The sequence below is a fragment of the Actinomycetota bacterium genome, from assembly GCA_040905475.1.
GTDB lineage: Bacteria > Actinomycetota > AC-67 > AC-67 > AC-67 > DATFGK01.
This window is the reverse complement of sequence record JBBDRM010000125.1, coordinates 1-21,940: the sequence shown is the minus strand read 5'-3', so window position 1 is coordinate 21,940 and position 21,940 is coordinate 1. Positions and strand designations below refer to the sequence as shown.

Sequence of the window (21,940 nt, the reverse complement as noted above, 5' to 3'; positions counted from 1 at the left end):
GCGGCCGTCGCGGGCCTTGAACGGCCCGTACGGGATGATCGACTGGTGCCGCATGCCCGATCGGGCCGGCACCCGGCCGGTGTGCCAGTGGAAGTGCGGGAAGTAGCCGAGCCACGAAAGGACCGACTCGAACAGCGACACGTCGTAGTACGCGCCCTCGCCGGTCCGCTCGCGACCGTGCAGCGCTGACAGGATGCCGATCGCGGCGGTCGTGCCGCCGATCAGGTCGGCGACGGGCGGCCCAACCTTCGCCGGCTCCTCCGGCGTGCCGGTCGTCGCGAGCAGCCCGGCCTCGCCCTGGACGAGCAGGTCGAACGCCTTCACCTCGCGGAACGGCCCGTCCTGCCCGTACCCCGACAACGATGCATAGATGAGGCGCGGGTTCTCGGCACGCAATGCCTCGTGCCCGAGCCCGAGCCGATCGGCGACTCCCGGCGCGTAGTTCTCGATGAACACGTCGGCGGTCGCGGCGAGACGGCGGACGACGTCGCGTCCTTCCGGGCGTCCGACGTCGACCGCGAGATCGCGCTTGCCGGCATTGAGCCACACGAAGCCGGTGGACATGCCGCGCACGGCGTCGTCCCAGTAGCGGATGCCGTCGCCGGTGACGGGGCGCTCGATCTTGATCACGTCGGCGCCCATCTCGGCGAGCACGAACGTGCAGTACGGGATGGCGACCGCTTGCTCGAACGCGATCACCTTGACGCCGTCGAGCGGGCCGGCCATGGCCGGGGATTGTATAGGCGTGAGAGAATCGTGCCGGCGGAGGAGGACGCGATGACCCTTACACCGTTCGAGACGGGCCTCGATGAGCAGTACGGGTTCCCGACCTGCCGGGAATGCGGGCCACAACTTCGCGTTGTCGCTCGCGGAGTGCCGTTCTCTCGTGGCTTCGGCGCACGACCTCTTCGCCGGCCTGATCGAGGGCCGCCCCGAGCCCAAGAAGAAGCCGGCGCCGGCGACCTGGTCACCGTCGGGATACGTGTGGCACACGAGCGACTGGCTACGGATCCAATCGCTGCGCGTGTACTCCGTCGAGCACGATCCGGCCTGGACGCCCGACGCGTGGGTGATGCTCGATCCAGACGAGATCGACGGCATGTTCCACTACGACCGACTCCCGACGGCGTCCGGCCTGCTGGCGCTCCGCCAGAGCGTGGCGCTTTTCCTCACCGCCACCAAAAAGCTCGACCCCGAGCGCGTGATCGATCACCCATCCGGAGCGAAACCTTCGATCCTCGACATCCTGCGCATGGTGTCGCACGAAGTCCCACACCACGCGCTGGACATCCGTCGGGGCTTGGGGATCACCTGACGTCATGAGGTTGATCCCGGGGTCGGCCACGCTCCAAGCCGCGGCGAGGATGGCTCGCAACCGCGTGGCCGACCTCCGCCTCGTGGCGGAGATGAACCGCTCCCAGGATCGGGGCCCGCTGCCCGATTTCCTGATCGTCGGCACGGTGAAGGCCGGGACCACCTCCCTGTCCGCCAACCTCCGGCTGCACCCTCGGATCTTCATGCCTCCGCGAGAGGGGTCAAGTTCTTCAACGACCACTTCCACCGAGGCGTCGGCTGGTACCGACAGATCTTCGCCGAGGGCGCCGGAAAGGTCTGCGGCGAGAAAACCCCCGACTACATGCGCGTGCGCCGCTACATGGAGCGGATCCACAAGGTCGTGCCGCATGCCAAGATCATCGTGCTGCTGCGGGACCCCGTCGCGCGCCTCATGTCAGAGATCAACCACAGGATCCATTCCGGCCGGCTCCCGGCCACGGAACGGATCGACGGCCGGTACATGCGCAAGGTCATCCTCGGCGATACGCTCGCGAAGCGTCGGATCTTCGATCGCGGCTTCTACTTGAAGCAGATCCGCGCGAACATCCTGCCCTTCTTCCCGCGCGGGAACGTCCTGATACGGGCCACCGATGAGCGCGCCCGCACGATCGAGCGAGAGCGGCTCCGCAAGGCGCGCCTCGCGGGTCAGCTCATCGGCGAGGACCAGAGTGATCTGACTCTCCGCCTCCTCAACGACATCAGCGACTTCCTGGAGATCCCGCGGTTCACCGGACCCGAGCCCTTCACGGTCTCCGGGGTTCGCGTCTACACGGTTTCGGTGACGGATGAAGCCAAGCGGATCGCCTACGACCTCTACGCCGACCACAACGCACGTCTGGCCGAGTTCCTGGGCTACGACATCCCCGCGTGGCGTGAAGAGATCTCGGTCGAGCGCTAGTTCGGATCCGGCGAGGAATCACCGAATCCGAGCTTCGTGAGTGCGAGCCCCAACCCTGTCAAGCCGATGGCGAGGATGATCGCGCCTGCGACGAAGACGGCCCACGGGAGCTTCGAATACGGAGGCGGCGGTAGCGGCACCATCACGCCACCGAGCGTCATCATCGCGACCGCCGTGCGCGGAAAGACGCGCGCTCGAAAGCTCGCCGCGCCGAACATCAAGAAGCCGAGCGTGATCGTTGCCACCATCGCGCCGCTCGCCCAGAACAGCGCGCCGACGTAGAGGTCACGCCCACGGTCAAGCAACCTCGGGGCTTTGCCCGCAAGGACCGGTGAGAAGAACCCGTCGCCCCACAACGTCCCGATCACGAAAATGGTGCCGACGAGCAGCAGCACGTAACCGGCGAAACCGAGCCGCCCCATGGCGCGGTTTTGGGCAAGATACATGCCCGTTATGGCGAGAAGAAATGAGAGCTGGCCGAGGATTTCGAGCCCGTGAAGGGGAGCGTACCAACCGTTGACCGCGTGGGCCGCCGGCGGCTCTCCGCCGGACGGATGTGCGGCGAAGTAGACGATATTTAGGAGTCCGCTTACGATCGCAGCGGCTGCGGCCGCGCGAATGAGCTTGCGGAACGTTCCCTCATCGAGACCCCACTCACGCATGATCCATTATCCGGCAGGAAGCTTGAGAGATGTCGGAGACGGAAGACCACGGCCGACTCGAAACCTCCGTAGGCATCACTAGTCTGCCGGCGGTGCCCCCGGTGGGATTCGAACCCACACTGAGAACCCTTTTAAGGGGTGCTCCTCTGCCAATTGGGATACGGGGGCGTTGCGGATGCTACCGGGATAAGAACCCGGCGACCGTCTCGACGAACGCCTCCGGCGCGAGCCCGCTTTCGTCCGCGCCGTCGAGCCGGAGGCTCGGCGTGATGCTCTCCACGCCGTCGAATACCCACTTCCCTTCGGGCTCCGAGCCGGTCAGCTCCTCCGCAATAGGCCCCAGGTCCACGCGCGCCATCGTCGGCGCCGACACGTAACGCACCCAGGTCTCGTACCGGTACCGCAGCTGGTACCTGCGTCCTCGGATCGCCAGGATCCGGTTCAGGCGCGTGCGGTTATGGATCGCCGAGGCGTGGCAGTCGAGCATGTTCACCTCGTCCTCGAGCGCACCGTCGTCCGTCGCCTCGGGTAGCCGCACGATCGCGAGGTCGATCTCCGGCCGCTCCTCGATCGTGATCGCTCCGGACGCGACCCGCTCCTCGTCGCGCGCGAGCCACGAATCCTCGGCTTCCCACTCGGTCCGGAACCGCTCGGGATGGTCGACCATTTCCGGCAGCCTCGCGAGAAGCTCTTCGTACAGGGCCGCGGACACTTTCGGGTACGGACGCGCGAAGAACTTGTCCCCCAGCGGCGACCGGTCCTCGTCCATGAACGTCCCGAGCGCGAAAGCGACGCGCGCCATGTCGCGGTCCTCGAACGTGTCGAAGTCTCCGGTGGACGCCACCTGGATCAAGCAATCCCGCCGGTCGAGGGCTTCCGACGGGTGGAGTACGGCGAAGATCCCGCACAGCCCGTCCTCGTCGAAGTGGTTGTTCGAGGCCGCTTCGGCCTCGACGGCGAGATCCGGACGATCGAGATAACGGAAAGCGATCTGTGTCGAAAGGTCGTCGGCCAGCTCTTCCGGCGATCCGCTCCCCCGCCAGTGCGACAGCGTGAGCACCGTTCCCTCGGCTGGGTACCCGTCCACGATGATGCTCGACCGCCCGCCGAGCTCGTCCCACGCGACGTACTCCATCGGTTTCAGCTTACGGTCGGCAGGTTGAGCGTGCCGAAGTCTCCCGGCGGCAGCTCACGGTAGGTCCCGGCCTCGGCGTCGTACTCGCGCCGCGCGAACTTGAGCTGGTCGTCGCCGGTCACGATCAACGTATACGGGGTGTCGTCGGGGCCGCCGACGTGCCCGTGCGAATGGATGTCCTGCGGCGGGACGACGACGGCCGAGTCGCCGGGCTCCAATCGCCGCTCGTCCGCCACGATCAGGCGAGCGCGGCCCGGCGCGATCCCCTCCACGATGTCGTACCGGCGGTGCGTCTCGACGCCGCGCACCGGAGCGACGGCGGCCCACGTGCCGTGCGAATGCACGTAGCTCATGACACCGCGCGGACGATGCATCAGGAACATGCGCGGGCCTTGGTCGGGCACATGCAGCGGCAAGCCGCCCATCCCGTCGGGGTCGATCGGCGCGGTGAGCGCCTCGAAGTAGTCGCGCTCGGATGCGAGCTCGGCCAGGACCTTCGCGACCGCCTCGGGATCGCGGAGGCCGTCGATCTTCTCGAAGAACTCACGGATCGGCGCGTCCATCACGACCCCTTGGCGCCGAACTCGGCGGCAACGCGACGCACGACCTCGCGCGCCTCATCCATGCGCGATGCGTCGACGAAGATCCGCACGCCCCAGTCGCCGACGGAGAGGAAACGTACGAGCCCGCCCGAGGCCTTGTGCCACCAGACGATGCCGGCCTCGTGGAGCCCCTTCGCGATCGCTTCCGCATGCTCCTCGGTGAACTGACCGAGAAGGGTGGTCGATACGCGCTTGTCACTCATCCAAAGGAAGCATCGCGCGCCCGGCCCGCGGGCGGCAAGCGGGTCAGACGTTGAGCTTCTGTAACGGAGCCCAGTACTCGGCTTTGGTCGTCCGATAGTCGTACAGGGAGGCGCCGTACACCTTGACCGCGAGCGCCGCCTTCACGAAGTCGGACACCTCTTGGGTGGTGATGGTGTCCGCCACCCCGCCGATCACGTGAACCGGCAGCCCGGGCTTCTCCGTGAGCTCACGGACCCGCTGGACGTTGCCGGCCGTGTAACCGTACGCGCAATGCTCGGGTTTGGAATCGCAGTCGTGCCGATAGCTCCAGTACGCCATCGGCATGAAGACGTTCGCGTACGCGGCGATGCTCTTCCAGGGGAAACCGACCCAGTTCTGCGGGTAGATCTCCATCGCCAGCGCCGAGGGGACGATCGCGCCGATCGGGTACCCGGCACCCACCTTCGAGCGCACCCGGCGGATGTGCTCGACGATCGCCGCGTTCCACTCCGACAGCGATGACATCTGGCCCTTGTACTCGATGTCGATCGCGAGCGCGTCGAACCGCTGCCCGGCGCTCGTCCGGTAGGTCGCGATCGCCTTCGTCCGGGTGACGTCTCGTCCCATGTCCTCATAGGCCGGCAGGTACCAGCCGACGATCTTCATGCCGTTCGCGTGGGCGGCGTGCACCCAGCGCTCGGCGAGCGGCATGTCCTGGAACACATTCGGGTCGTCCGGTGCCGGCTTGTTCCAGCGCGCCGTCTGCAGGTACAGGGTCTTCACGCCGCGCGCGGCCATGTCTGCGGAGGCCGGTTCCGGGTCGATCGCCGCGTAGTCGTAGAGGTCCACCCACGCACCGAGCTTCTTGAACGCCGAGAGGCTCGGCCCCTTCGGTTTCGGCGCGGCCGCGACGGTCTTCTTCGGCGTCGGCTTCGGCGTGGGTTTGGGCGGCTCGAGCTTGGGGGTGGGCGTCGGGGTCGGCGTTGGGCGTGCGTGATCGGGCTTCGCGATCGATAGGTGGTCGCCCAGCTCGGCCACGGCGGCGGCCGGAGGCGTCGGCTTGGCCTGGGGGCGGTCTCGCATCGCGTACGCGCCGATCGAGCTCGCGATAAGTAGGACCGCCAGCGGTGCGAGCACCGCCGGACGTATGACGAAACGCAAGAGCCGTCTCATGGGAGTCACCAAGTATCGTCGCTGTTACAGACGCCGACAATAGGCCGGAAGTTGCGTCCGAAATGTCTCGCCGAGCTTAACGAGCTCGGGGGGCGGTGAGCGTGAGCAACTCGGGTGGCGTCGTCGTCGCGACGCCGGTGCGCTCGAAGGCCTCGGTGAGCGCCGGCAAGTCACGCGCGAGCGCCTCGCGCGCGACGGGGTCGAGCTCCGACAGCACCCGGGCGAGCTTGCGTCGCCGGCACTGCTGCACGGCCCGCACTACCCCTCGTCCGCGCTCGGTCGCTTCGAGGATCACCTGACGCCGGTCGGTTTCGTGACGGCCGCGGCGGATCAGGCGCCGCCGGACCAGCCGGTCGACCAGCTTGGTGGCGGCCGGACGGCCGACTCCGAGCTCGTCGGCCAGGACGCTCGCGTTCCGGGGCCCCCGCAAGGCAAGGATCGCAAGCGTCCGGTACTGGGTGGCGCTGACGTCCTCGGCTTCGGGGAGATCGGCGAGGCACTGGGTCATGATGCGGAAGAAGTAGCGCGAGACCGTGGTCATGGCCTCGAGCAGTTCCTCGGACGTTCCCGGCACCTGCCCTCCTCCTCCCGCGAGCCCCGCGGGAATATCGGTTTGCCGCAACGCGTTCCCTAGGATACCATTTCCTTAGGAAACTATCCGCAAGGAACCATCGGGAGGGACACCAGGGATGCGAGGCCGGACGGAGGTCGCCGTCGAAGGCGCGATCCCACAGGCCCCCGCGCAGGTTGCTCCCCTCCCCATCGAACAGCCGTCCGCCGGCCGGTTCCGGACGATGCGGCCCTTCGCCCACCGGAACTTCGCGTTGTTCTGGAGCGGCGCGCTCATCTCCAACACCGGGACCTGGCTGCAGAACGTCGCGCTCGCGTGGGTGGTGCTCGAGCTGACCGATTCGGCGTTCTGGGTCTCCATGGTGACCTTCACCCAGTTCATCCCGACGCTGCTGTTCGGGCTCTTCGGCGGCCTGATGGCCGACCGGCTCGATCGCCGCCGGGTGCTGCTCGTCACGCAGACGCTGGCGATGGCCTTCGCTGCGGCGCTCGCCGTCGTCACCTGGACGGGGCACGCCAGCGTCGCGACCCTGCTGCCGATCATCGGTCTCGCCGGGATAACGATGGCATTCAACGCGCCTTCGTTCCAGGCGATCATCCCCGACCTCGTCCCGCCGCGGCTCATCCTCGACGCGGTCTCGCTGAACTCCACGCAGTTCTCGGTCGCGCGCGTCGTCGGCCCGGCGCTGGGAGGGCTGCTCCTCGCGAAGTACGGGGCTGGGTGGGCGTTCGGCGCCAATGCGCTGACGTTCCTCGCCGTCATCGCTGCCCTCCTCGCGATCCGCACGACGCGGCAGGATCCGCCGACGTCCAGCGGCACGCGGGCGCTCTTCGGAGGCGTACGCGCCGCATACGCGTCCCCCGCGATCACGGCGCTGCTCGCCGCCACGGCGATCGTCAGCCTGTTCGGCGCGCCGGTTATCGCGTTGCTGTCGGTCATGGCGAAGCACGAGCTCGGGCTCGGGGCCGGCGGCTACGGCGGCTTGTTCGCGATGTTCAGCATCGGGGCGGTGGCAGGAGCGCTCGCCACCGGCGTCGTCGTTCGACGTTTCGGGCTTCGACTGGCGATCGGGACCGGGATGGGCGTGCTCGCGCTGCTCATCGCGGGCTTCGCCGCATCGCGCAACCTGGCAGTGTCGAGCCTGCTGCTCGTCGGCGTCGGCGCCGTCTACACGATGTCGGTTTCCACGACGAACAGCGGCCTGCAAACCGGCGTCCCCTCGAGCAAGCGCGGACGCATCATGAGCCTCTACATGATGGCGTGGGGAGGCCTGTTCCCGATCGGCGCGCTTATCGCCGGGATCCTCGCGTCGCACATCGGCGCCCCGAGGACGCTCGGGCTCTTGTCGATCCCGCTCGCGATCAGCGCGACTGCGATCGTCGTCGCCGGCCACCGGTTGGACGGCATCGCAGCGCCACGCGCCGATGGCGCGGTCACTCACTCCTAGATTAGATGGCTTTCCAGGCGCTAGGGATCGGGGACCGGGCCTAAGTCCTCAAGGTGGGCGCTATTACGATTGACAGCACGGGCAAGCCAGCTGCTAGAAGACACGCGGGTCAAAGAAGCGTATCGCGGGGTTTAGGTTTCGGTGCGAAGGACAGGATCAGCCGACTACAGGATGATTCCATCATCGTTGCGGCCTGAACTTTACGCATAGGACCAAGAACGATGCGACGCTTATCACGATGGCAGCGCCGCTCAACCAAAGCATCACGAGGAGTAACGACCCGACCGCCCCTTTTGGATCCATGAAGTATCGAACAGACTGGACCGCGGCTCCTGCCAAGATCGCGATTGAGAAGACTGCGTTGGTCGCCGCGAAGATGAGTTGAATACGGTCATCGTCCGGCAATTCAGCCTTGCTGAACAACCGTCTCGGATTCACAAAGTTGCCATCCTACAGGTATCCAGGTAGCCACCTGAACAGCCGCCACCATGGCCTCGTTATCGGACTGACTGCTCGCCTGGTGCGCTCCGGGCTCATATGATGTGCTGCATCGGTTACGCATCCCCAGGATCGCGTAGAACCAATCCATCGAGGATGTCCGCCTCCGAAACGAGCATCTCGGTAGATCCGAACCCTTCCATCACCTGAACGACGATCACCGCACCGGCGACGATCACATCCTCGCGCCCCGGCGGCATCGCCGGGAGCTTTCGCCGTCGCTGGACGGGAGTCGACGCAAGCAGCTCGGAGATGCGTCGCACCTCGTCGATCCGCAGCACGGCGTGATGGATGCGATCACGGTCGTAGCCGTCGAGCCCGAGCGCGATCGCCGCGACCGTCGTGACCGTCCCCGCGAGCCCGATAAGCGTCTTCGCCGTCGCCCCCACAACCCCGATCGCCTCGCGCACCGCCGCGTCCGCGTCCCCCGTCAACGCAGCGAGCTCGCTCGCCCTCGGGGGATCGTGGCGCACGTGCCGCTCCGTGAGCCGGACCGATCCGATATCGATCGAGGTCCACGCATCCACCGTTCGATCGCCGACCACGAACTCGGTCGACCCGCCGCCCACGTCGAGCACCAGGAACGGGCCACCATCGGAGAGCTCGTTGGTCGCACCGAGGAACGACAGCCGGGCCTCTTGCTCCCCGGTAAGCACTTCGGGGGCGAAGCCGGTCGCGTCGCGCACCGCTTCGACGAACGTCTCGCGGTTCACCGCGTCGCGCACGGCACTCGTCGCGGCGATCCGCACCCGCTCCGCCCCCGCGGCCAGCGCTCGGCGGTGATAGGAAGCGATCGCCTCGACCGTACGCCGGAGCGGCACCGCTCCAAGCGCCCGCGCGGCATCGACGCCCTCACCGAGCCGCGTGATGATCAGATCGCGCTCAACCGGAACCGCCCGGGGCCGGTCGACGTCTGCGACGTACAGGCGGACCGAGTTCGTGCCGACGTCGATCGCTGCCGTGCGGCTCATCGCCGGCGAGCGCGTGCGAAGCCCGGATGCCCGGTGACCGGCGCCGTAGCCCCGTCATCGGTGGTTTCCACGCAGGAACCGGGACAGCCGAGCGGCTCGACGTTCTCTCGGACGATCGCGCCGATCGGGTTCGCGTCGGCCAACTCGTGCGCGTACAGGGCGTGGAGACATTTCACACGGCCCGGCATCCCGCCCGCCGACTCGTCGCGACCACCGATGTCACCGTCGCGGTCGCTCCGGTATCGCTCGTGCGCGGTGCGATATGACTCCGCGAGCTCGGACTCGGACGCGAGCCGATCGTTGAGGTCACGCATCCGTCCGGTCGATTCGAGCTTTCCCACCGCGCGTACGGCGAGCGGACAGCTCAGCCAGTACAGCGTCGGGAACGGCTCCCCGGTCTCGAGCGTGGGCGAGGTTCGCACCACCATCGGGAGGCCGTATTCGCACCGAACCGCGACCGCCACGTCCCCGCGCGGCTCCCGGCCGATCTGAACGCCGACGACGCGGCGATCATCATCGTGGGGATCCATCGGCTCAGACTAGCCGAGCGTCGGAAACGAAGAGGCGGCCCGCAGGCCGCCTCCCGGCTTCCCGTCGCGCTATCCCCTCTTGGCTTCGCGCTGACGGCGCCAGTCGACGAGCCGCTCCTCGGACTGGCGCATGAAACGCTTGAGCTTCGCTTCGAACTCTGGATCCTTGGTCCGGGGCCTGCGCGGAGCCTCCGGCTGCCAGTCGGGGGCGGCTTGCTTGATCGAAAGGTCGATCTTTCCGCCATCCTTGATGCCGATGACCTTGACGGTCACCTTGTCGTTCTCGCGGAGGTGCTCGCGCACGTCCTTCACGAAGTTCCGATCGATCTCAGAGATGTGCACGAGGCCCGTCTCCCCCGTATCGAGCTGGAGGAACGCGCCGTAGGGCGCGATGCGGATCACCGTACCTTCGACAACTGCTCCCACTTCTGCCGGCACTACGAACCAGGCTCCTTCCCATGTCGGGCCGGATGGCGAAGCGTCATCCGGACTCCCTCCCCGGGCAGATCGCCGGGGACGCGGGCAATCGTACGGCTGCGTCGGACGGACGGTCAATGCCACCACGGAGCGCCACCACGCCGAACCGGTCAGCGACGGCCGAAGACCCGCTTGTACACAAGGAAGCTAGCGTAGACCGCGGCGCCGAGCTTCTCGGCCGTCCGGCGCGACGGCCAATTGTCGTCCCTCACCAGGGTGTATGAGAGCCAGCGAGCGCCTCCGCGGATCAGCTCGAGGTAGGCGTACGAGGCCATGGCCAGATTCAGGCCCGTCCCGCGAGCCGTCTCGAGCACGCCGATCCCGAGGAAGTTCACCTTCTCGTCATCCCGCAGCGGCCGGCCTTCGGCGATCGCGCCGATGCTCGGATCAGGCGTAACCCACAGCACCCCGGCCGGCTCCCCGTCGCGGTAAGCGATCACCGACGTGTCCAGCATGCCGAAGCCCGAGAGCAGCTCGAAGAAGAGGCCGAACTCGGCCTCCGACATCGGCGTGTTCCCCCAGTGACCGGCGAAGGCCTGGTTCCACAGGCCGGTGAACTGACGGACGCGATCACGCTCCGGGATGTCTCTGAGCGGAACGATCTCATATCCCGCGATCTTGCAGCTTTCGAGCGCGCTCCGGTATCGCTCGATCAGCTCGGGAGTCACTCCGATCTTGTAGTCGACCCACCCCATCTCCGTCTCGAACCCCGCGTCTTTGAGCATGGTGTGGTACTCGGGCGGGTTGTGGCGCATGAACCCTGCCGGCAGCGAGTCGTAGTCGTCGGTCACGAACGGGAACTCCTGACTGCCGTACCCGGCGCGCACGGCCTCCATCCCTTGCTCTCGCAGCCAGACACACGCCGCGTCGAGCGCGGCACGGCTCGCTTCGCGGGCGCCCGGCAGCGCCTCGAACAGGATCACGTGTCCGAGCTTTTCATTCCAATGCTCGATGTAGCGCTCGTCCACCATCGCGAGGGCGCGCGCTGCTGGTTCTCCTTCATCGAGCGCAAGGAAGGGACGGAAACGCCGGCGTTCGGCGAACGGACCCTTCCCCTCGATCATCGGAAGGTGCAAGCCGGTGAACGTCGGCCAGCGCACCGGACGACCGGCGTAGACAAGATCGCGGAACTCCAAGAAGCTCGTGAGCGCAGCCTCGCCGGAAGGAACCTCGACCCGTACCGTCATGCCGCGAGGATGCTAGCGGCGAAGCGTCAGCGCATGCCCGTCATGGAGTCGACGACCGCATCCCACCATCGGTCGTACCACGCCGGTTCGGCTTTGGCGGCGTCCACCGAAGGAAGCGGCGGGGCGGCTTTCTTCGCGGCATCGGCTCCGGGAACGATCGCGAACGCGATCTCGCCCGGCCGTACCATCCCGAGCTCTTCGCGTGCGATCCGCTCGATCTCGTCGTCGGTGAGGAGCCGGGACTTCAACTCCGTAAGCTCGTCGATCCGTTGCGCGAGCAGGATCTCCTCGGCGGCCAGGTTCTTCAGCTCCGTCTTCTGCGCGAAGTACTGCCGGATCGGATACAGGGCCGAAAGGAGCAACACGACGAGCAGCGTGCCGACGACGGCGCCCCGAGCCTTCACCGGTCACCCCCGGAGATCAGGTCCGCCCCCGCGTAGCGCGCGGAGTCGCCGAGGATCTCCTCGATGCGCAGGAGCTGGTTGTACTTGGCCACCCGGTCGCTCCGCGCGGGCGCCCCGGCTTTGATCTGACCGACCCCGGTCGCGACGGCGAGGTCGGCGATCGTCGCGTCCTCGGACTCGCCCGACCGGTGCGACATCATGGCCGCGTAGCCCGCGTTGCTCGCGAGCTCGATGACGTCGAGCGTCTCGGTCAGCGTGCCGATCTGGTTGACCTTGATCAAGATCGCGTTGGCGACGTCCCGAGAGATCCCTTCCGCGAACCGATCGGGATTCGTGACGAAGATGTCGTCCCCGACGAGCTGGATCTTGGCGCCGAGGGCGGGCGTGACGTGCGCCCAGCCGTGCCAGTCATCTTCGGACATCGGATCCTCGATGGACACGATCGGATACCGCGCGACCCAGTCGGCGTATCGCTGGGTGAGGCCCTCGGCGTCCAGCGTCACCCCTTCCCCTTTGAAGACGTAGGCGCCGTCCCGGTAAAGCTCGGTCGCCGCGACGTCCAGAGCGAGCGCAACCTCCACTCCCGGCTCGAGGCCGGCCGCTTGGATCGCTTCGAGCAGCGCCTCGATCGCGGCCTCGTTCGTGTCGAGGTTGGGCGCGAACCCGCCCTCATCACCGACCCCCGTCGAAAGCCGCCGCCGGTTCAACACGCCTTTCAGCGCGTGATAGACCTCGGCGCCCCACCGCAAGCCCTCGCCGTAGGAAGCGGCCCCGACGGGAGCGATCATGAACTCCTGGACGTCGACGTTGTTGTCGGCGTGCGCGCCCCCGTTGAGCACGTTGAAGAACGGCGTCGGCAACACGTGCGCGTTCGGCCCGCCGAGGTAACGGAAGAGCGGCAGCCGCAGGGACTCCGCCGAGGCTTTGGCGACTGCGAGCGAGACTCCGAGGGTGGCGTTCGCTCCGAGTTTGCGCTTGTTCGGCGTCCCATCGAGGTCGAGCAGCAGGCGATCGACGGCGCGCTGATCGAGCGACTCGTGGCCGGTCAGCTCGGGAGCGATGCGGTGGTTGACGTTCTCGACGGCCGACAGCACGCCCTTCCCACCGAACCGCTTCGCGTCCTGGTCCCGCAGCTCGAGCGCCTCGTGGGTGCCGGTGGACGCGCCGGAGGGGACGATCGCCCGCCCGAGCGCTTCGTCGTCGAGCGTGACGTCGACTTCAACGGTTGGATTTCCGCGCGAGTCGAGCACTTCCCGCGCGCGAACGGAGGCGATGCGCGCCATAGCCGGCGTAGCCTAGCAGCGGGTTGCCCCCCGCCCGTGAAGCAAAGAACGAGGGAATGGGGCTCCGCCGCCGAATAGGGTGAACATGAAGCGCGCCCTCGCCACCCTCGTCCTTTTCGCTTCGTTGCTGGGTGGTTTGGCCGCTCGTGCCGACGAGATCGCATGCGCTGCCCCGCGCTGCCTGGACGTGCAGGTGCCGGTTCCCGCAGGCCTGATCGTGCCCGAAGCGACGGTCCGGGTCGTCCTGCCCGAAGGGTACGACGCGCTCGGATCGGTCCGCTACCCGGTGCTCTATCTGCTTCACGGCGCCGGCGACTCCTACGCGACCTGGGTGGAGAACACCGACGTCGTCGCGTTCTCGGCCGGTCTTCCGGTGATCATCGTCATGCCCGACGGGGGCGACTCGCCCGATTCCGGGTGGTACTCGGATTGGGTGGACGGTTCGCAAGACTGGGAGTCGTTTCACATCGACGTCCTGATCGACTACGTCGACGCCACGTTCCTCACCTTGGGCGACGGACATCGAGCCGTGGCGGGGCTCTCGATGGGCGGCTTCGGAGCGATGTCGTACGCCGGGCGGCACCCGGACCTCTTCGAGGCTGCGGCGAGCTTCTCAGGTGCGGTCGACACCCGCTATCTCGCTCCGCTGTCGGGGATCGGCTTCGAGCTGCTCCACGAGCAGTTCGGAACGCCGGACGATCGCGTGTGGGGCGATCAGCTGGCCGACGCGAACACGTGGAAGGAGCACAACCCGACCGATCTCGTGGACGAGTTGGTCGGGATCGAGCTCTTCGTCGCGACGGGTACCGGTACGCCGGGCGGGCCGGCAGGCGACGATCTCGCGAACGTCGGCGGCTACGCGGTCGAGGCATTCATCTTCCAGCTGAACGTGTCGTTCCTTCGCGCGCTGAATCGTGCCGGCGTCGCCTATCACCAAGATGTGTACCTCGGCGGCTATCACGGCTGGCCCTACTGGGAGCGGGAGCTGCATTGGGCGCTGCCGCAGATCCTCGAAGCGATCGACTAAAGCGTCAGGGCTTGCAGTTACCGTTCCGTTTCCAGCACTCCTCCTGCGGAGGGGGCTCTTCTTGCTGTGGGGCCGGCGCGGGTCCGTCCGAGGTCACGTAGGAGCTTTTCGGCCCGCCCAGCGAGGTCTTCGGGAAATCGATGACCGGCTTGCCCTCGAGCGCTGCGAGCATGAACCGCGTCCAGATCTCCGCGGGAAGGCTTCCACCGTAGACGCGCGGCAGGCCGTGGATGTTCAGCAGCGGGATCCGCGCCTTTGGGTATCCGATCCACACGGCGGTCGACAGCTGCGGCGTGAAACCCGCGAACCACGAGTCACGGTAGTCGTCGGTCGTGCCGGTCTTACCGGCGGCCGGACGCCCAAGGCCCTGCGCCCGCTTCCCGGTACCGTTGCTGACCACGCGCTCGAGCACCGCAGTGGCTTTGTTCGCCACGTCCTTCTCGAGCGCGCGTACGGGTTTGGACGCGTTCCGGAACAATTCCTTGTCTCGGTCCAGAACTCGAACAACCGCGTACGGACTGTGCGCGATGCCTTGTGCCGCGAGCGTCGCGTATGCCGAGGCCATCTCCAGCGGTGAGACGCCGATCGTCAGGCCGCCGAGCGCGATCGAGGGATACGGTTCCAGCGTGCTCGTGATCCCCATCCGATTCGCCGCACTGACGACCTTGTCCGCGCCGACGTCCATCACCAGCTGCGCGTACACCGCGTTGACCGAGAACTCCGTCGCGGTGATCAGGTTCATGTAGCCGCCGCGAGCGCCCTCGTAGTTGTCAACGTTCCAGATCTGGCCGTTCGGAAGCGTGATCTTCCGGGGAGCCGAGCCGTTGTAGCCGTCGTAGAGCGAGTATCCCTCTTCCAGCGCGGCGACGAGCGTGAACGGCTTGAACGCCGATCCCGGCTGCCGCCGTCCCTGGGCCGCGAGGTTGAAGCCCTGCGCGTCGACCGCACCCGCCATCGCCCGGATGGCACCCGATCCGGGATCCACCGCCGCCAGGGCCGCCGAGGGGTCGCCTTTCCGATCGAGGATGTCGGCGATCGTCCGCTCGGCGGAACGTTGCGCGGAAGCGTCGAGCGTCGTCTCGATGCGAAGGCCGCCGTTGAAGAGACGATCGGTTCGTTCCTGCGGCGTCGCGCCGAGTCGTGGGTCCTTGAGCAGCGACTGCTTGACGTATTCGACGAAAGCGGCGCCGTACGAGGTGGACATCACAACGCCGTTGGAGAGCGTGCGCGGCGCGAACTTGAGCTTTTCCCGCTCGGCCGCCGAGCGCTGCGCCGCATCGATCATCCCGTTGCGTTGCATGGATGTGAGCACCTTGGCCCGGCGAGCGAACGACTGCTCGGGACGGGCCACCGGGTCGAACTGCTCGGGCGCGCGGATGACACCGGCGAGGAGCGCCGCCTCTCCCAGGGTCAGCCGCCCCGCAGGCTTGTCGAAGAACGCTTCCGCGGCGGCCTGGATCCCGTAAGCCCCGCGACCGAAGTAGACCGAGTTCAGGTACTCCTCGAGGATCTGATCTTTGGAGAGGACGCGCTCGAGCCGCCGCGCCAGAACGATCTCGTCCCATTTGCGCTCGATCGTCTTGGCTCGGTTGTGGAGATAGACGTTGCGAGCGAGCTGCATCGTGATCGTGCCGCCGCCTTGCTCGATGCCGCCTCCGGCCGCGTTGACGATGAGCGCGCGCCCCAACGCCGATACGTCGACGCCGTCGTGAGACGCGAAGCGCTGGTCCTCGATCGCGATGACGGCGTTGCGAACGTGCGTCGGCACGGCGGCGAGCGAGATGGGTTCGCGGTTCTCCTCGCCGTGCAGGATCGCGAGGAGCTTCCCGTCGCTGGAGTAGATCTTGGTGCGGGCGTCCATGCGCGCGGGTGAGCCGGCCAGCAACGCGACCTTGTCGACCCGTCCGGACAGCGCCTCTGCCCAGGGGCCGGCGAGCTGAGCAAGCGCGACGGCCGAGACCAGCAATCCCACCAGCAGTGTCGCCGTGACCCCGGCGAACAGCATCGGGCCACGCGCGATGGGATGCCCCGCGCGTCGACGCCAGACCGGCAAGGAAGCAGCACTTTGAGCCATAAGGACACGTGGGAGTGACGAGGGTGTCTCCCCAGTCACGCCCACAGTGGTTGTACCCACAGAACGCGGTTCCTTGCACGGCCAAGGGGTCAGTTCTTAGGACCAGGACGATACGACCCGCGCGAGCCCCACCCCGAAGAGAACCAGGAAGGCGACCACGAAGGGGGCGTAGAGCCGCTCGACCCAATGCGGGAAGAGGCGATGGGGAGCCCAGGCGGCTCCCGCGAAGGCCGCACCCGCCAGCACGATCCGGGATCCCCGCCCGGCGAGCCCGTGCACCAAGAAAGAGCCCAATCCGACTCCGGCGCCTGCGGCTTGGTAGCCGAAGACCTTGAAGGGGATGCCCGTCCAGGGCTGGCCGATAAGGGCGCCTGCCCCACCGGAGCCGAGCGCCTCGAAGGCGTGTTGGCGCATCCCGTCGGTCACGAGCGGTGCATGAGCGAGGAGCCATACGCCCGCCGGTGTCGCTCCGAGAGCGTAGGAGACTGCCCCGCCGGCCACCGAGCCCGCTGTCGACGCGAGCGCGAGCGGAAGGAACCGGGACGGGGCGGCAACGGCGAGCAAGGCGACCCCGACGTCGGGGACGATCGGGAAGAACAACGCCTCGGCAACGCCCCACGCGAACGCAAACATCAGGCCGCGGCGCGAGAGCGCGAGCCCGCGTGCACGCTGCAGCACCGTACGGCGGGCCGGCGGCCGGAGGAGTCGTGCCGCGGCGTGCAGCCGCGAGACGCGGCGCCGGATCCGCTCCGCGGCGACCGTCGGCGGAAGGGCGCGGTCGGGCTCGATCGGAGCGCCGATCAGGATCGACACAGGATGGGCTCTCGGAAGCCTGCGCCCTTTCGGCATCACCTCGCGCGCGCCCGCGATTCCGATGGGGACCACGCGGAACCCCCGCTCGGCGAGGACCCCGACGCCGGGTTTGAAGGAGCCCACGTGTCCATCGGTCGATCGGGTTCCTTCGGGGAAGAGAAGGATCGACCAGCCGTCGTCGAGGAGCCGCTCCGCGCGAGCGAGGCCCGCGCGGCCGCGTCGCGGGAACGGGAACGCTCCGATGAGCAGCGAGAGGATCGCGCCCGGCGCCCGGCCGCGGAAGAAGTAGTCCTCGGCTGCCGCCGGCGCCAGGCGACGACGGAGACGCGCGGGAAGCGCGCGGAGGATCAGCGCCGTGTCCGCATGGCTCGTGTGGTTCGCGACGAATACGAACGGCCCTTCCTGTGCGAGCAGTCCGGGGTCGCGCTCGATCCGCATCGGTCTGCAGAACAGTCGCAGGACGGGGAAGAGCAGAACGCGTTGCAGCAGTGCGCGGAGCTCGACGGCGACGGGCGACCTCGGCCACTCGGGAAGACGAGTTGGCGCGGACGGGGCGAGACGTTCGGCGACGACGCTCATCCCCACACCACCAGGACGGTGTACGCGAGCGGCAGAACGAACAGCATCGAATCGATCCGGTCGAGGATCCCGCCGAAGCCGGGGAGCCACGAGCCGGCGTCCTTCACACCCGCCTGTCGCTTGATGAGCGACTCGACCAGGTCCCCCCAGACACATCCTGCGGCGACGACGACCGGAAGGACCCACCGCACGACGGGAGATAGACTTGCCGGCATAGCGAAGGACATCAGCAGGAAGCCCGCGTACGCGCCGGCCAGGTTGCCGGCGACCCCCTCCCACGTTTTCGAGGGGCTCACGCGCCCGGCGAGAGGGTGCCTGCCCGCGAACCGTCCCGCGCAGAACGCGAAGACATCGCTCGCCGCGATCGCAGTTCCGATCGCGAGCAGGATCCCGGGACCGCCGTCCACGTGCCGCTGGATCAGGAGGAAATAGGTCAGGAGCCACGGTATGTAGGCGAAGCCGAGTGCCGAGTAGGCGAGGTGACGTACGCCCTGCCCGACGTCTTGCATCAGCAGTGGCGCGAGCGTTGCGCCGATGAGGAGCAGTGGTGGCATCGCCCGCCAGGCCGTGAGCGAGGCGATCGCGATCGGCGCACTCGCGAGACCCGCCGCGTAGAGCGCGTACCGGTACGACTTCGGCAACTCGATCATGGCGGCGTACTCGCGCATGCCTTGAAGCGACAGCGCCACTACGAGCGCGAGGCCGGCACCCTGGGGACCCATCGCGGCGAATCCGAAGATCGGTGCCGTCACGGCCCAGGTACGCCAGCGCACGAACAGGATCCGATGCGTCAGCTCATGCAGGTGATGCCGCTCGACGGCCAGGATGAGCCCCAGTGCGCCGGCCATCGCGATCGTGACCCGCTGCGCGGCGGGGACGAACAGGGACTCAGCGGCCGACTGCATGAAGCATCTCCTCCTCGGGGATGGGATCGCACGAGACGTGGTAGGTGTGCTCGACGAGCAGCTCGAGCTTGGGTGCGCGGGCCCGCAATGCGCGACGGATGCGCATCAGCCGCATCGCCGTGGTCAGGGCAGCACCGGCGACGATCGCAACGAGTACGCCGGTGAAAGGCATGGCCGAGCCGGCGAGCGCGCCTGCCGTCGCACCGAGCGCGAGCAAAGCGGCCCGATGAGCGCCATGGACAGGACGCCGGTGGAACTCGCGAGGTAGCAGGAGGCGAGCGCGCCCAACGCCAGCGCCGGCTTGGCAACGAACGCCGTCGCGCCGACGGTCGCGGCGTCGCTCATGCGGTCGCCGATCTCGTTGAGCGCGGCGCCGAACGGCCGGGCCGAGCGCGTGCGCCGGGCGACCGATCCGTCGAGGGCGTTGAGGGCAAGGCGGACCAGCACGAGTGGCGCGACCATGAGCCAGAGGAGCGGCCGGTCCAGCAGCCCGCCGGCCGCGATGAACCCGCCCGCTGCGACGCTGACGCCGACCGCGGCGAAGGTGAGCGTGTCGGGAGAAACGCGCCGCGCCACGAGGGCGTCCTCGAAGCGACGCAGTCGCCGGAGGAACCACGGCTTGATGTCGTAGAGGCTCATCAGATCATCCTTTCCGTTGGATACGCCCCGAGCATGCGGCCCGGCGCGGCCGGCCGGTAGACGGACTCCGCCTCATTCCCGGCGACGGAGTTCCCCATCTCCGTCTGGGTAGTTCCGGCAACTCCCGGAATAACCGCTGCTCGCGGGCGTCGATGGTTGAGTGAGCGGGTGGACGAAGCCCAGGAACGCGCCGCGGGCCTGCCTGAGGACGAGGCGGGCTTCACTGCCCTCGTCCGCGAGCACGGAGACGCGGTCTTCGGCCTGGCCCTTCGCAGGGTCGGGGACCGAGGGCTCGCGGAGGATCTCGCGCAGGAAACCTTCCTGCGCGCGTGGCGCGCCCGGGCGAGCTACCGCGGAGAGGCGTCGGTGCGGGGCTGGCTATGCACGATCGCGGTCAACGTTGTGCGTGACTGGGCGAGGCGCCGAAGCCGCCGCCCGACGGAGACGTTGGAGCCGGTCTTCGTCGACGTGGGATCATCGGCAGACGACCCGGCTGCACGCGCCGAGGTCGCCGAGGCGATCGAGCGCTTGCGCGCGGCTCTCGGGCTCCTCCCCACGAATCACCGCGAGATGTTCCTGCTTCGGGAGCGCGACGGGCTCAGCTATGCGGAGATCGCATCCGTTCTCGCGTGTCCGATCGGCACGGTCATGTCCGGCCTCGCGCGAGCGCGCGAGCGGCTGCTCGAGGCGGTGAGCGGATAGTGGATCACGAGGAAGCCCGGATGTGCGCGAGCGCTCGCGCCGACGGCGAGCTCGAGCCCGCGCGCGTTTCGGAACTCGACGAGCATCTCGCGATCTGCGAAGCATGTCGCGCGTTCGGCGCCGCGCTGCCGCAGCTCTCGGTGCTGGTCGCCGCGCTCCCCCGCGAACACGCACCGGCCGATCTGACGCCTCGCGTGCGTGCCGGGATGGCCGATCACACGCCGCGTGCGACCCCCTCGCGGCGGTGGCGACTCGCTCCGGCGCTGGCCGCCGCGATCGTGGTAGGGCTGATCGCGGTTCTCGTGGGCTCGGTGCCGATCGTACGCATCCCTGGAGCCGAGGCGGCCGACGCGCTGACGCGGATCACGTCGCTCTTCATCGAGCGAGAGATCACGTTCTTCGGTGACGACGGCCGGCCGAGCGGGATCACGCGGGAAAAGCTCTGGTTCAAGGCCCCCGGGCTCGTGCGTTCGGAGACCGAATCGCAACGCGGACGCACCCTCTTCATCGATCGGCCCGGAGTGCGTTACCGCGAGGACGCGACGGGTCGATTCCTCGAGACCGGGCTGCTGCCGTCAGCAGCTCCGCTGCCCGAGCCACTCACGCCGACGATCGCGCTCCTCGGCACCGAGTCGGGCCCCGGCCCTGTTGTGCTCGGACGACCCACGCGCAGGATCCAGCTCACGTTCGAAGGCGAGCGGCGGGTGGCGTTCGTCGACGCATCGACTTTCGCAGTGCTCGGTGTGGAAGAGTCCGTGGTGCTCGGCAAGGAGACCATCCAGGGCGGCCGCCTCAAGGCGCGGAAGCGGACGGTGGCCCTGGAGTACAACCTCGACCTCCCAGACTCGCTGTTCCGGATCCCGGCCGGCGCGCGGACGAGCGATCTCGGTGCCAAGCCGCGGCCGCTCGGCACGCTCACGGCTCCACCGGCCGGCCGTCTTGAGGGGGTAACGCTCGTCGCCGCGGCGGCCGGGCCGCAGGGGGAGGCGATCCTGTACGCGAAGGGAGCGTTCCAGGTCCTCGTGGAGATCGACGGCTTCTCGGGGGCTCCCGCCCCGTCGCGCACCGAGTCCACACGGGTTGGACGACGGGAGGCAACGTTGATCTTGCCGCTGTTCGGCCTCCCCGAAGTTCGATTCAGCGTTGGCGAACACCGGGTCTCCATCCGGGCAGCGTTGCCGCCCGCGCAGCTCGTCGAACTGGCCCGGCAGATGTATCCGGACGTCCGGGAATAGCGGTCAGGATCGCTCGTCTCCCCCGACGAGCGAGAGGAGGAGACGATGACACGAACGAGGGTTCGATCGACGCTGGCGATCCTGATCGCCGTTATGGCGGTGTCGGCCGGCGCGTCCGCAGGCGGCGGCGGCGGGTGCCACCAGGCGAATACCACGGAGCAGACCGGCACGAGCGTTGACGTCGGCAAGAACTGCTTCGGGCCGACGGTGCTCCGCGTGGCGGTCGGTGAGACCGTGACGGGGACGAACTCCGATCCGTACGCGCACACGATCACCGCCGCTGGGGGCGTTTTCGACTACGAGATCGCGGCCGGCGACACATACTCGTTCACCTTCGGAAGCGCCGGCGTGTATCCGTACTACTGCCTCCTCCACGGGAGGATGGCCGGGGCAGTCGTCGTCGGCGATCCGACCGTCTCGCAGGCTGCCGCGCCGCCGGTCCAGCCCGTTGGACGTTTGGGCGAAGCACCGACTGAGGGAACGAGCGCGACATCCGCTGCGCTCATCGCGGCCTTCGTCGCCGCACCGTTGAGCTTCGCGGCCGGGCGGATCCTTCGCGGCCGCCGGCGAGCGATCTAGGCCCACCGGAAGCTGCGGCGGGCCCCGCCCA

The 21,940-nt window shown here is 68.0% G+C and carries 25 protein-coding genes and 1 tRNA gene; 7 read left to right on the top strand and 19 right to left on the bottom strand.

The window, feature by feature from the left end; all coding sequences use genetic code 11:
* A partial coding sequence (locus WEB06_15045) for a CoA transferase (GenBank protein ID MEX2556929.1) occupies positions 1–726 on the bottom strand: 726 nt, incomplete at its 3' end.
* A gap of 82 nt (positions 727–808) precedes the next feature.
* Between WEB06_15045 and WEB06_15040 the strand changes: the two genes are divergently transcribed.
* Both WEB06_15040 and WEB06_15035 read left to right on the top strand, forming a co-directional pair.
* Positions 809–1,315 (top strand): DinB family protein, encoded by a 507-nt coding sequence (locus WEB06_15040; GenBank protein MEX2556928.1) that lies wholly within the window; start codon positions 809–811, stop codon positions 1,313–1,315.
* 270 nt (positions 1,316–1,585) lie between these two features.
* Positions 1,586–2,233 (top strand): hypothetical protein, encoded by a 648-nt coding sequence (locus WEB06_15035; GenBank protein ID MEX2556927.1) that lies wholly within the window; start codon positions 1,586–1,588, stop codon positions 2,231–2,233.
* On the opposite strand, the gene WEB06_15030 is transcribed toward WEB06_15035, so the two are convergent.
* The 7 genes from WEB06_15030 to WEB06_15000 form a co-directional block, all read right to left on the bottom strand.
* On the bottom strand, positions 2,230–2,895 hold the full coding sequence (locus tag WEB06_15030) for a hypothetical protein (GenBank protein ID MEX2556926.1): 666 nt from the start codon (positions 2,893–2,895) through the stop codon (positions 2,230–2,232). The genes WEB06_15035 and WEB06_15030 overlap by 4 nt on opposite strands.
* A gap of 93 nt (positions 2,896–2,988) precedes the next feature.
* Positions 2,989–3,063: transfer RNA gene (locus WEB06_15025), tRNA-Leu, on the bottom strand.
* A gap of 10 nt (positions 3,064–3,073) precedes the next feature.
* A complete protein-coding gene (locus WEB06_15020; GenBank protein ID MEX2556925.1) occupies positions 3,074–4,030 on the bottom strand; it encodes a DUF6687 family protein in 957 nt (318 codons plus the stop codon).
* 5 nt (positions 4,031–4,035) lie between these two features.
* Positions 4,036–4,593, bottom strand: a complete 558-nt coding sequence (locus tag WEB06_15015) for a hypothetical protein (protein MEX2556924.1) — start codon at positions 4,591–4,593, stop codon at positions 4,036–4,038.
* The gene (locus WEB06_15010) at positions 4,593–4,835 is read right to left on the bottom strand and encodes a hypothetical protein (protein ID MEX2556923.1); all 243 of its coding nucleotides are present in this window, start codon (positions 4,833–4,835) and stop codon (positions 4,593–4,595) included. Before WEB06_15010 ends, WEB06_15015 begins: the two co-directional genes overlap by 1 nt.
* Positions 4,836–4,878: 43 nt before the next feature.
* Complete coding sequence (locus tag WEB06_15005; GenBank protein ID MEX2556922.1) at positions 4,879–5,988, bottom strand: hypothetical protein; 1,110 nt, start codon at positions 5,986–5,988, stop codon at positions 4,879–4,881.
* A 76-nt stretch (positions 5,989–6,064) separates the two neighbouring features.
* Positions 6,065–6,562, bottom strand: a complete 498-nt coding sequence (locus WEB06_15000; GenBank protein MEX2556921.1) for a MarR family transcriptional regulator — start codon at positions 6,560–6,562, stop codon at positions 6,065–6,067.
* A 115-nt stretch (positions 6,563–6,677) separates the two neighbouring features.
* On the opposite strand from WEB06_15000, the gene WEB06_14995 reads away from it, so the two are divergent.
* A complete protein-coding gene (locus WEB06_14995; protein ID MEX2556920.1) occupies positions 6,678–8,006 on the top strand; it encodes an MFS transporter in 1,329 nt (442 codons plus the stop codon).
* 554 nt (positions 8,007–8,560) lie between these two features.
* Here WEB06_14995 and WEB06_14990 read toward each other — a convergent pair.
* From WEB06_14990 to eno, 6 genes are all read right to left on the bottom strand, one after another.
* Positions 8,561–9,475, bottom strand: a complete 915-nt coding sequence (locus WEB06_14990; GenBank protein ID MEX2556919.1) for an exopolyphosphatase — start codon at positions 9,473–9,475, stop codon at positions 8,561–8,563.
* Positions 9,472–10,005 carry a DUF501 domain-containing protein gene (locus tag WEB06_14985; GenBank protein MEX2556918.1) on the bottom strand — a complete coding sequence of 178 codons (534 nt, stop codon included), beginning with the start codon at positions 10,003–10,005 and terminating at the stop codon, positions 9,472–9,474. Before WEB06_14985 ends, WEB06_14990 begins: the two co-directional genes overlap by 4 nt.
* Before the next feature lie 69 nt (positions 10,006–10,074).
* Positions 10,075–10,431, bottom strand: coding sequence for a S1 RNA-binding domain-containing protein (locus WEB06_14980; GenBank protein ID MEX2556917.1), 357 nt, complete (start codon positions 10,429–10,431; stop codon positions 10,075–10,077).
* A gap of 161 nt (positions 10,432–10,592) precedes the next feature.
* On the bottom strand, positions 10,593–11,669 hold the full coding sequence (locus WEB06_14975; protein ID MEX2556916.1) for a hypothetical protein: 1,077 nt from the start codon (positions 11,667–11,669) through the stop codon (positions 10,593–10,595).
* A gap of 26 nt (positions 11,670–11,695) precedes the next feature.
* Positions 11,696–12,073: a septum formation initiator family protein gene (locus WEB06_14970; GenBank protein ID MEX2556915.1), complete on the bottom strand. Its 378-nt coding sequence runs from the start codon at positions 12,071–12,073 to the stop codon at positions 11,696–11,698.
* Positions 12,070–13,356 carry a phosphopyruvate hydratase gene (gene eno / locus WEB06_14965; GenBank protein MEX2556914.1) on the bottom strand — a complete coding sequence of 429 codons (1,287 nt, stop codon included), beginning with the start codon at positions 13,354–13,356 and terminating at the stop codon, positions 12,070–12,072. The genes WEB06_14970 and eno overlap by 4 nt, the downstream gene beginning before the upstream one ends.
* Positions 13,357–13,441: 85 nt before the next feature.
* Here eno and WEB06_14960 point away from each other — a divergent pair, with 85 nt between their 5' ends.
* On the top strand, positions 13,442–14,383 hold the full coding sequence (locus tag WEB06_14960; GenBank protein MEX2556913.1) for an alpha/beta hydrolase family protein: 942 nt from the start codon (positions 13,442–13,444) through the stop codon (positions 14,381–14,383).
* A 4-nt stretch (positions 14,384–14,387) separates the two neighbouring features.
* Here WEB06_14960 and WEB06_14955 read toward each other — a convergent pair whose 3' ends face one another.
* From WEB06_14955 to WEB06_14935, 5 genes are all read right to left on the bottom strand, one after another.
* Positions 14,388–16,388, bottom strand: a complete 2,001-nt coding sequence (locus tag WEB06_14955; GenBank protein MEX2556912.1) for a transglycosylase domain-containing protein — start codon at positions 16,386–16,388, stop codon at positions 14,388–14,390.
* Positions 16,389–16,553: 165 nt separating this feature from the next.
* A complete protein-coding gene (locus tag WEB06_14950; protein MEX2556911.1) occupies positions 16,554–17,849 on the bottom strand; it encodes a lysophospholipid acyltransferase family protein in 1,296 nt (431 codons plus the stop codon).
* Positions 17,846–18,754 (bottom strand): phosphatidate cytidylyltransferase, encoded by a 909-nt coding sequence (locus WEB06_14945; GenBank protein MEX2556910.1) that lies wholly within the window; start codon positions 18,752–18,754, stop codon positions 17,846–17,848. Before WEB06_14945 ends, WEB06_14950 begins: the two co-directional genes overlap by 4 nt.
* Positions 18,738–18,860, bottom strand: coding sequence for a hypothetical protein (locus WEB06_14940; GenBank protein ID MEX2556909.1), 123 nt, complete (start codon positions 18,858–18,860; stop codon positions 18,738–18,740). The genes WEB06_14945 and WEB06_14940 overlap by 17 nt, the downstream gene beginning before the upstream one ends.
* Before the next feature lie 17 nt (positions 18,861–18,877).
* A complete protein-coding gene (locus WEB06_14935) occupies positions 18,878–19,393 on the bottom strand; it encodes a hypothetical protein (GenBank protein ID MEX2556908.1) in 516 nt (171 codons plus the stop codon).
* 156 nt (positions 19,394–19,549) lie between these two features.
* Here WEB06_14935 and WEB06_14930 point away from each other — a divergent pair, with 156 nt between their 5' ends.
* Genes WEB06_14930 through WEB06_14920 form a run of 3 tightly spaced genes read left to right on the top strand, consistent with a single transcriptional unit; the run spans position 19,550 to position 21,909 of the window.
* On the top strand, positions 19,550–20,095 hold the full coding sequence (locus WEB06_14930) for a sigma-70 family RNA polymerase sigma factor (protein MEX2556907.1): 546 nt from the start codon (positions 19,550–19,552) through the stop codon (positions 20,093–20,095).
* On the top strand, positions 20,095–21,330 hold the full coding sequence (locus tag WEB06_14925) for a zf-HC2 domain-containing protein (GenBank protein ID MEX2556906.1): 1,236 nt from the start codon (positions 20,095–20,097) through the stop codon (positions 21,328–21,330). Before WEB06_14930 ends, WEB06_14925 begins: the two co-directional genes overlap by 1 nt.
* A gap of 45 nt (positions 21,331–21,375) precedes the next feature.
* Positions 21,376–21,909: a plastocyanin/azurin family copper-binding protein gene (locus WEB06_14920; protein MEX2556905.1), complete on the top strand. Its 534-nt coding sequence runs from the start codon at positions 21,376–21,378 to the stop codon at positions 21,907–21,909.
* Positions 21,910–21,940: the final 31 nt, after the last annotated feature.

What these genes read in the sequence shown, in the direction of transcription:
- WEB06_15010 (MEX2556923.1), bottom strand. Translation starts at nt 4,835, where the DNA reads ATGAGTGACAAGCGCGTATCGACCACCCTTCTCGGTCAGTTCACCGAG.
- WEB06_15020 (MEX2556925.1), bottom strand. Translation starts at nt 4,030, where the DNA reads ATGGAGTACGTCGCGTGGGACGAGCTCGGCGGGCGGTCGAGCATCATC.
- WEB06_14975 (MEX2556916.1), bottom strand. Translation starts at nt 11,669, where the DNA reads ATGACGGTACGGGTCGAGGTTCCTTCCGGCGAGGCTGCGCTCACGAGC.
- WEB06_14935 (MEX2556908.1), bottom strand. Translation starts at nt 19,393, where the DNA reads ATGAGCCTCTACGACATCAAGCCGTGGTTCCTCCGGCGACTGCGTCGC.
- eno (MEX2556914.1), bottom strand. Translation starts at nt 13,356, where the DNA reads ATGGCGCGCATCGCCTCCGTTCGCGCGCGGGAAGTGCTCGACTCGCGC.
- WEB06_15015 (MEX2556924.1), bottom strand. Translation starts at nt 4,593, where the DNA reads ATGGACGCGCCGATCCGTGAGTTCTTCGAGAAGATCGACGGCCTCCGC.
- WEB06_14990 (MEX2556919.1), bottom strand. Translation starts at nt 9,475, where the DNA reads ATGAGCCGCACGGCAGCGATCGACGTCGGCACGAACTCGGTCCGCCTG.
- WEB06_15005 (MEX2556922.1), bottom strand. Translation starts at nt 5,988, where the DNA reads ATGAGACGGCTCTTGCGTTTCGTCATACGTCCGGCGGTGCTCGCACCG.
- WEB06_14995 (MEX2556920.1), top strand. Translation starts at nt 6,678, where the DNA reads ATGCGAGGCCGGACGGAGGTCGCCGTCGAAGGCGCGATCCCACAGGCC.
- WEB06_14960 (MEX2556913.1), top strand. Translation starts at nt 13,442, where the DNA reads ATGAAGCGCGCCCTCGCCACCCTCGTCCTTTTCGCTTCGTTGCTGGGT.
- WEB06_14985 (MEX2556918.1), bottom strand. Translation starts at nt 10,005, where the DNA reads ATGGATCCCCACGATGATGATCGCCGCGTCGTCGGCGTTCAGATCGGC.
- WEB06_15030 (MEX2556926.1), bottom strand. Translation starts at nt 2,895, where the DNA reads ATGCGTGAGTGGGGTCTCGATGAGGGAACGTTCCGCAAGCTCATTCGC.
- WEB06_14955 (MEX2556912.1), bottom strand. Translation starts at nt 16,388, where the DNA reads ATGCTGTTCGCCGGGGTCACGGCGACACTGCTGGTGGGATTGCTGGTC.
- WEB06_14920 (MEX2556905.1), top strand. Translation starts at nt 21,376, where the DNA reads ATGACACGAACGAGGGTTCGATCGACGCTGGCGATCCTGATCGCCGTT.
- WEB06_14940 (MEX2556909.1), bottom strand. Translation starts at nt 18,860, where the DNA reads ATGCGCATCCGTCGCGCATTGCGGGCCCGCGCACCCAAGCTCGAGCTG.
- WEB06_15040 (MEX2556928.1), top strand. Translation starts at nt 809, where the DNA reads ATGAGCAGTACGGGTTCCCGACCTGCCGGGAATGCGGGCCACAACTTC.
- WEB06_14950 (MEX2556911.1), bottom strand. Translation starts at nt 17,849, where the DNA reads ATGAGCGTCGTCGCCGAACGTCTCGCCCCGTCCGCGCCAACTCGTCTT.
- WEB06_14945 (MEX2556910.1), bottom strand. Translation starts at nt 18,754, where the DNA reads ATGCAGTCGGCCGCTGAGTCCCTGTTCGTCCCCGCCGCGCAGCGGGTC.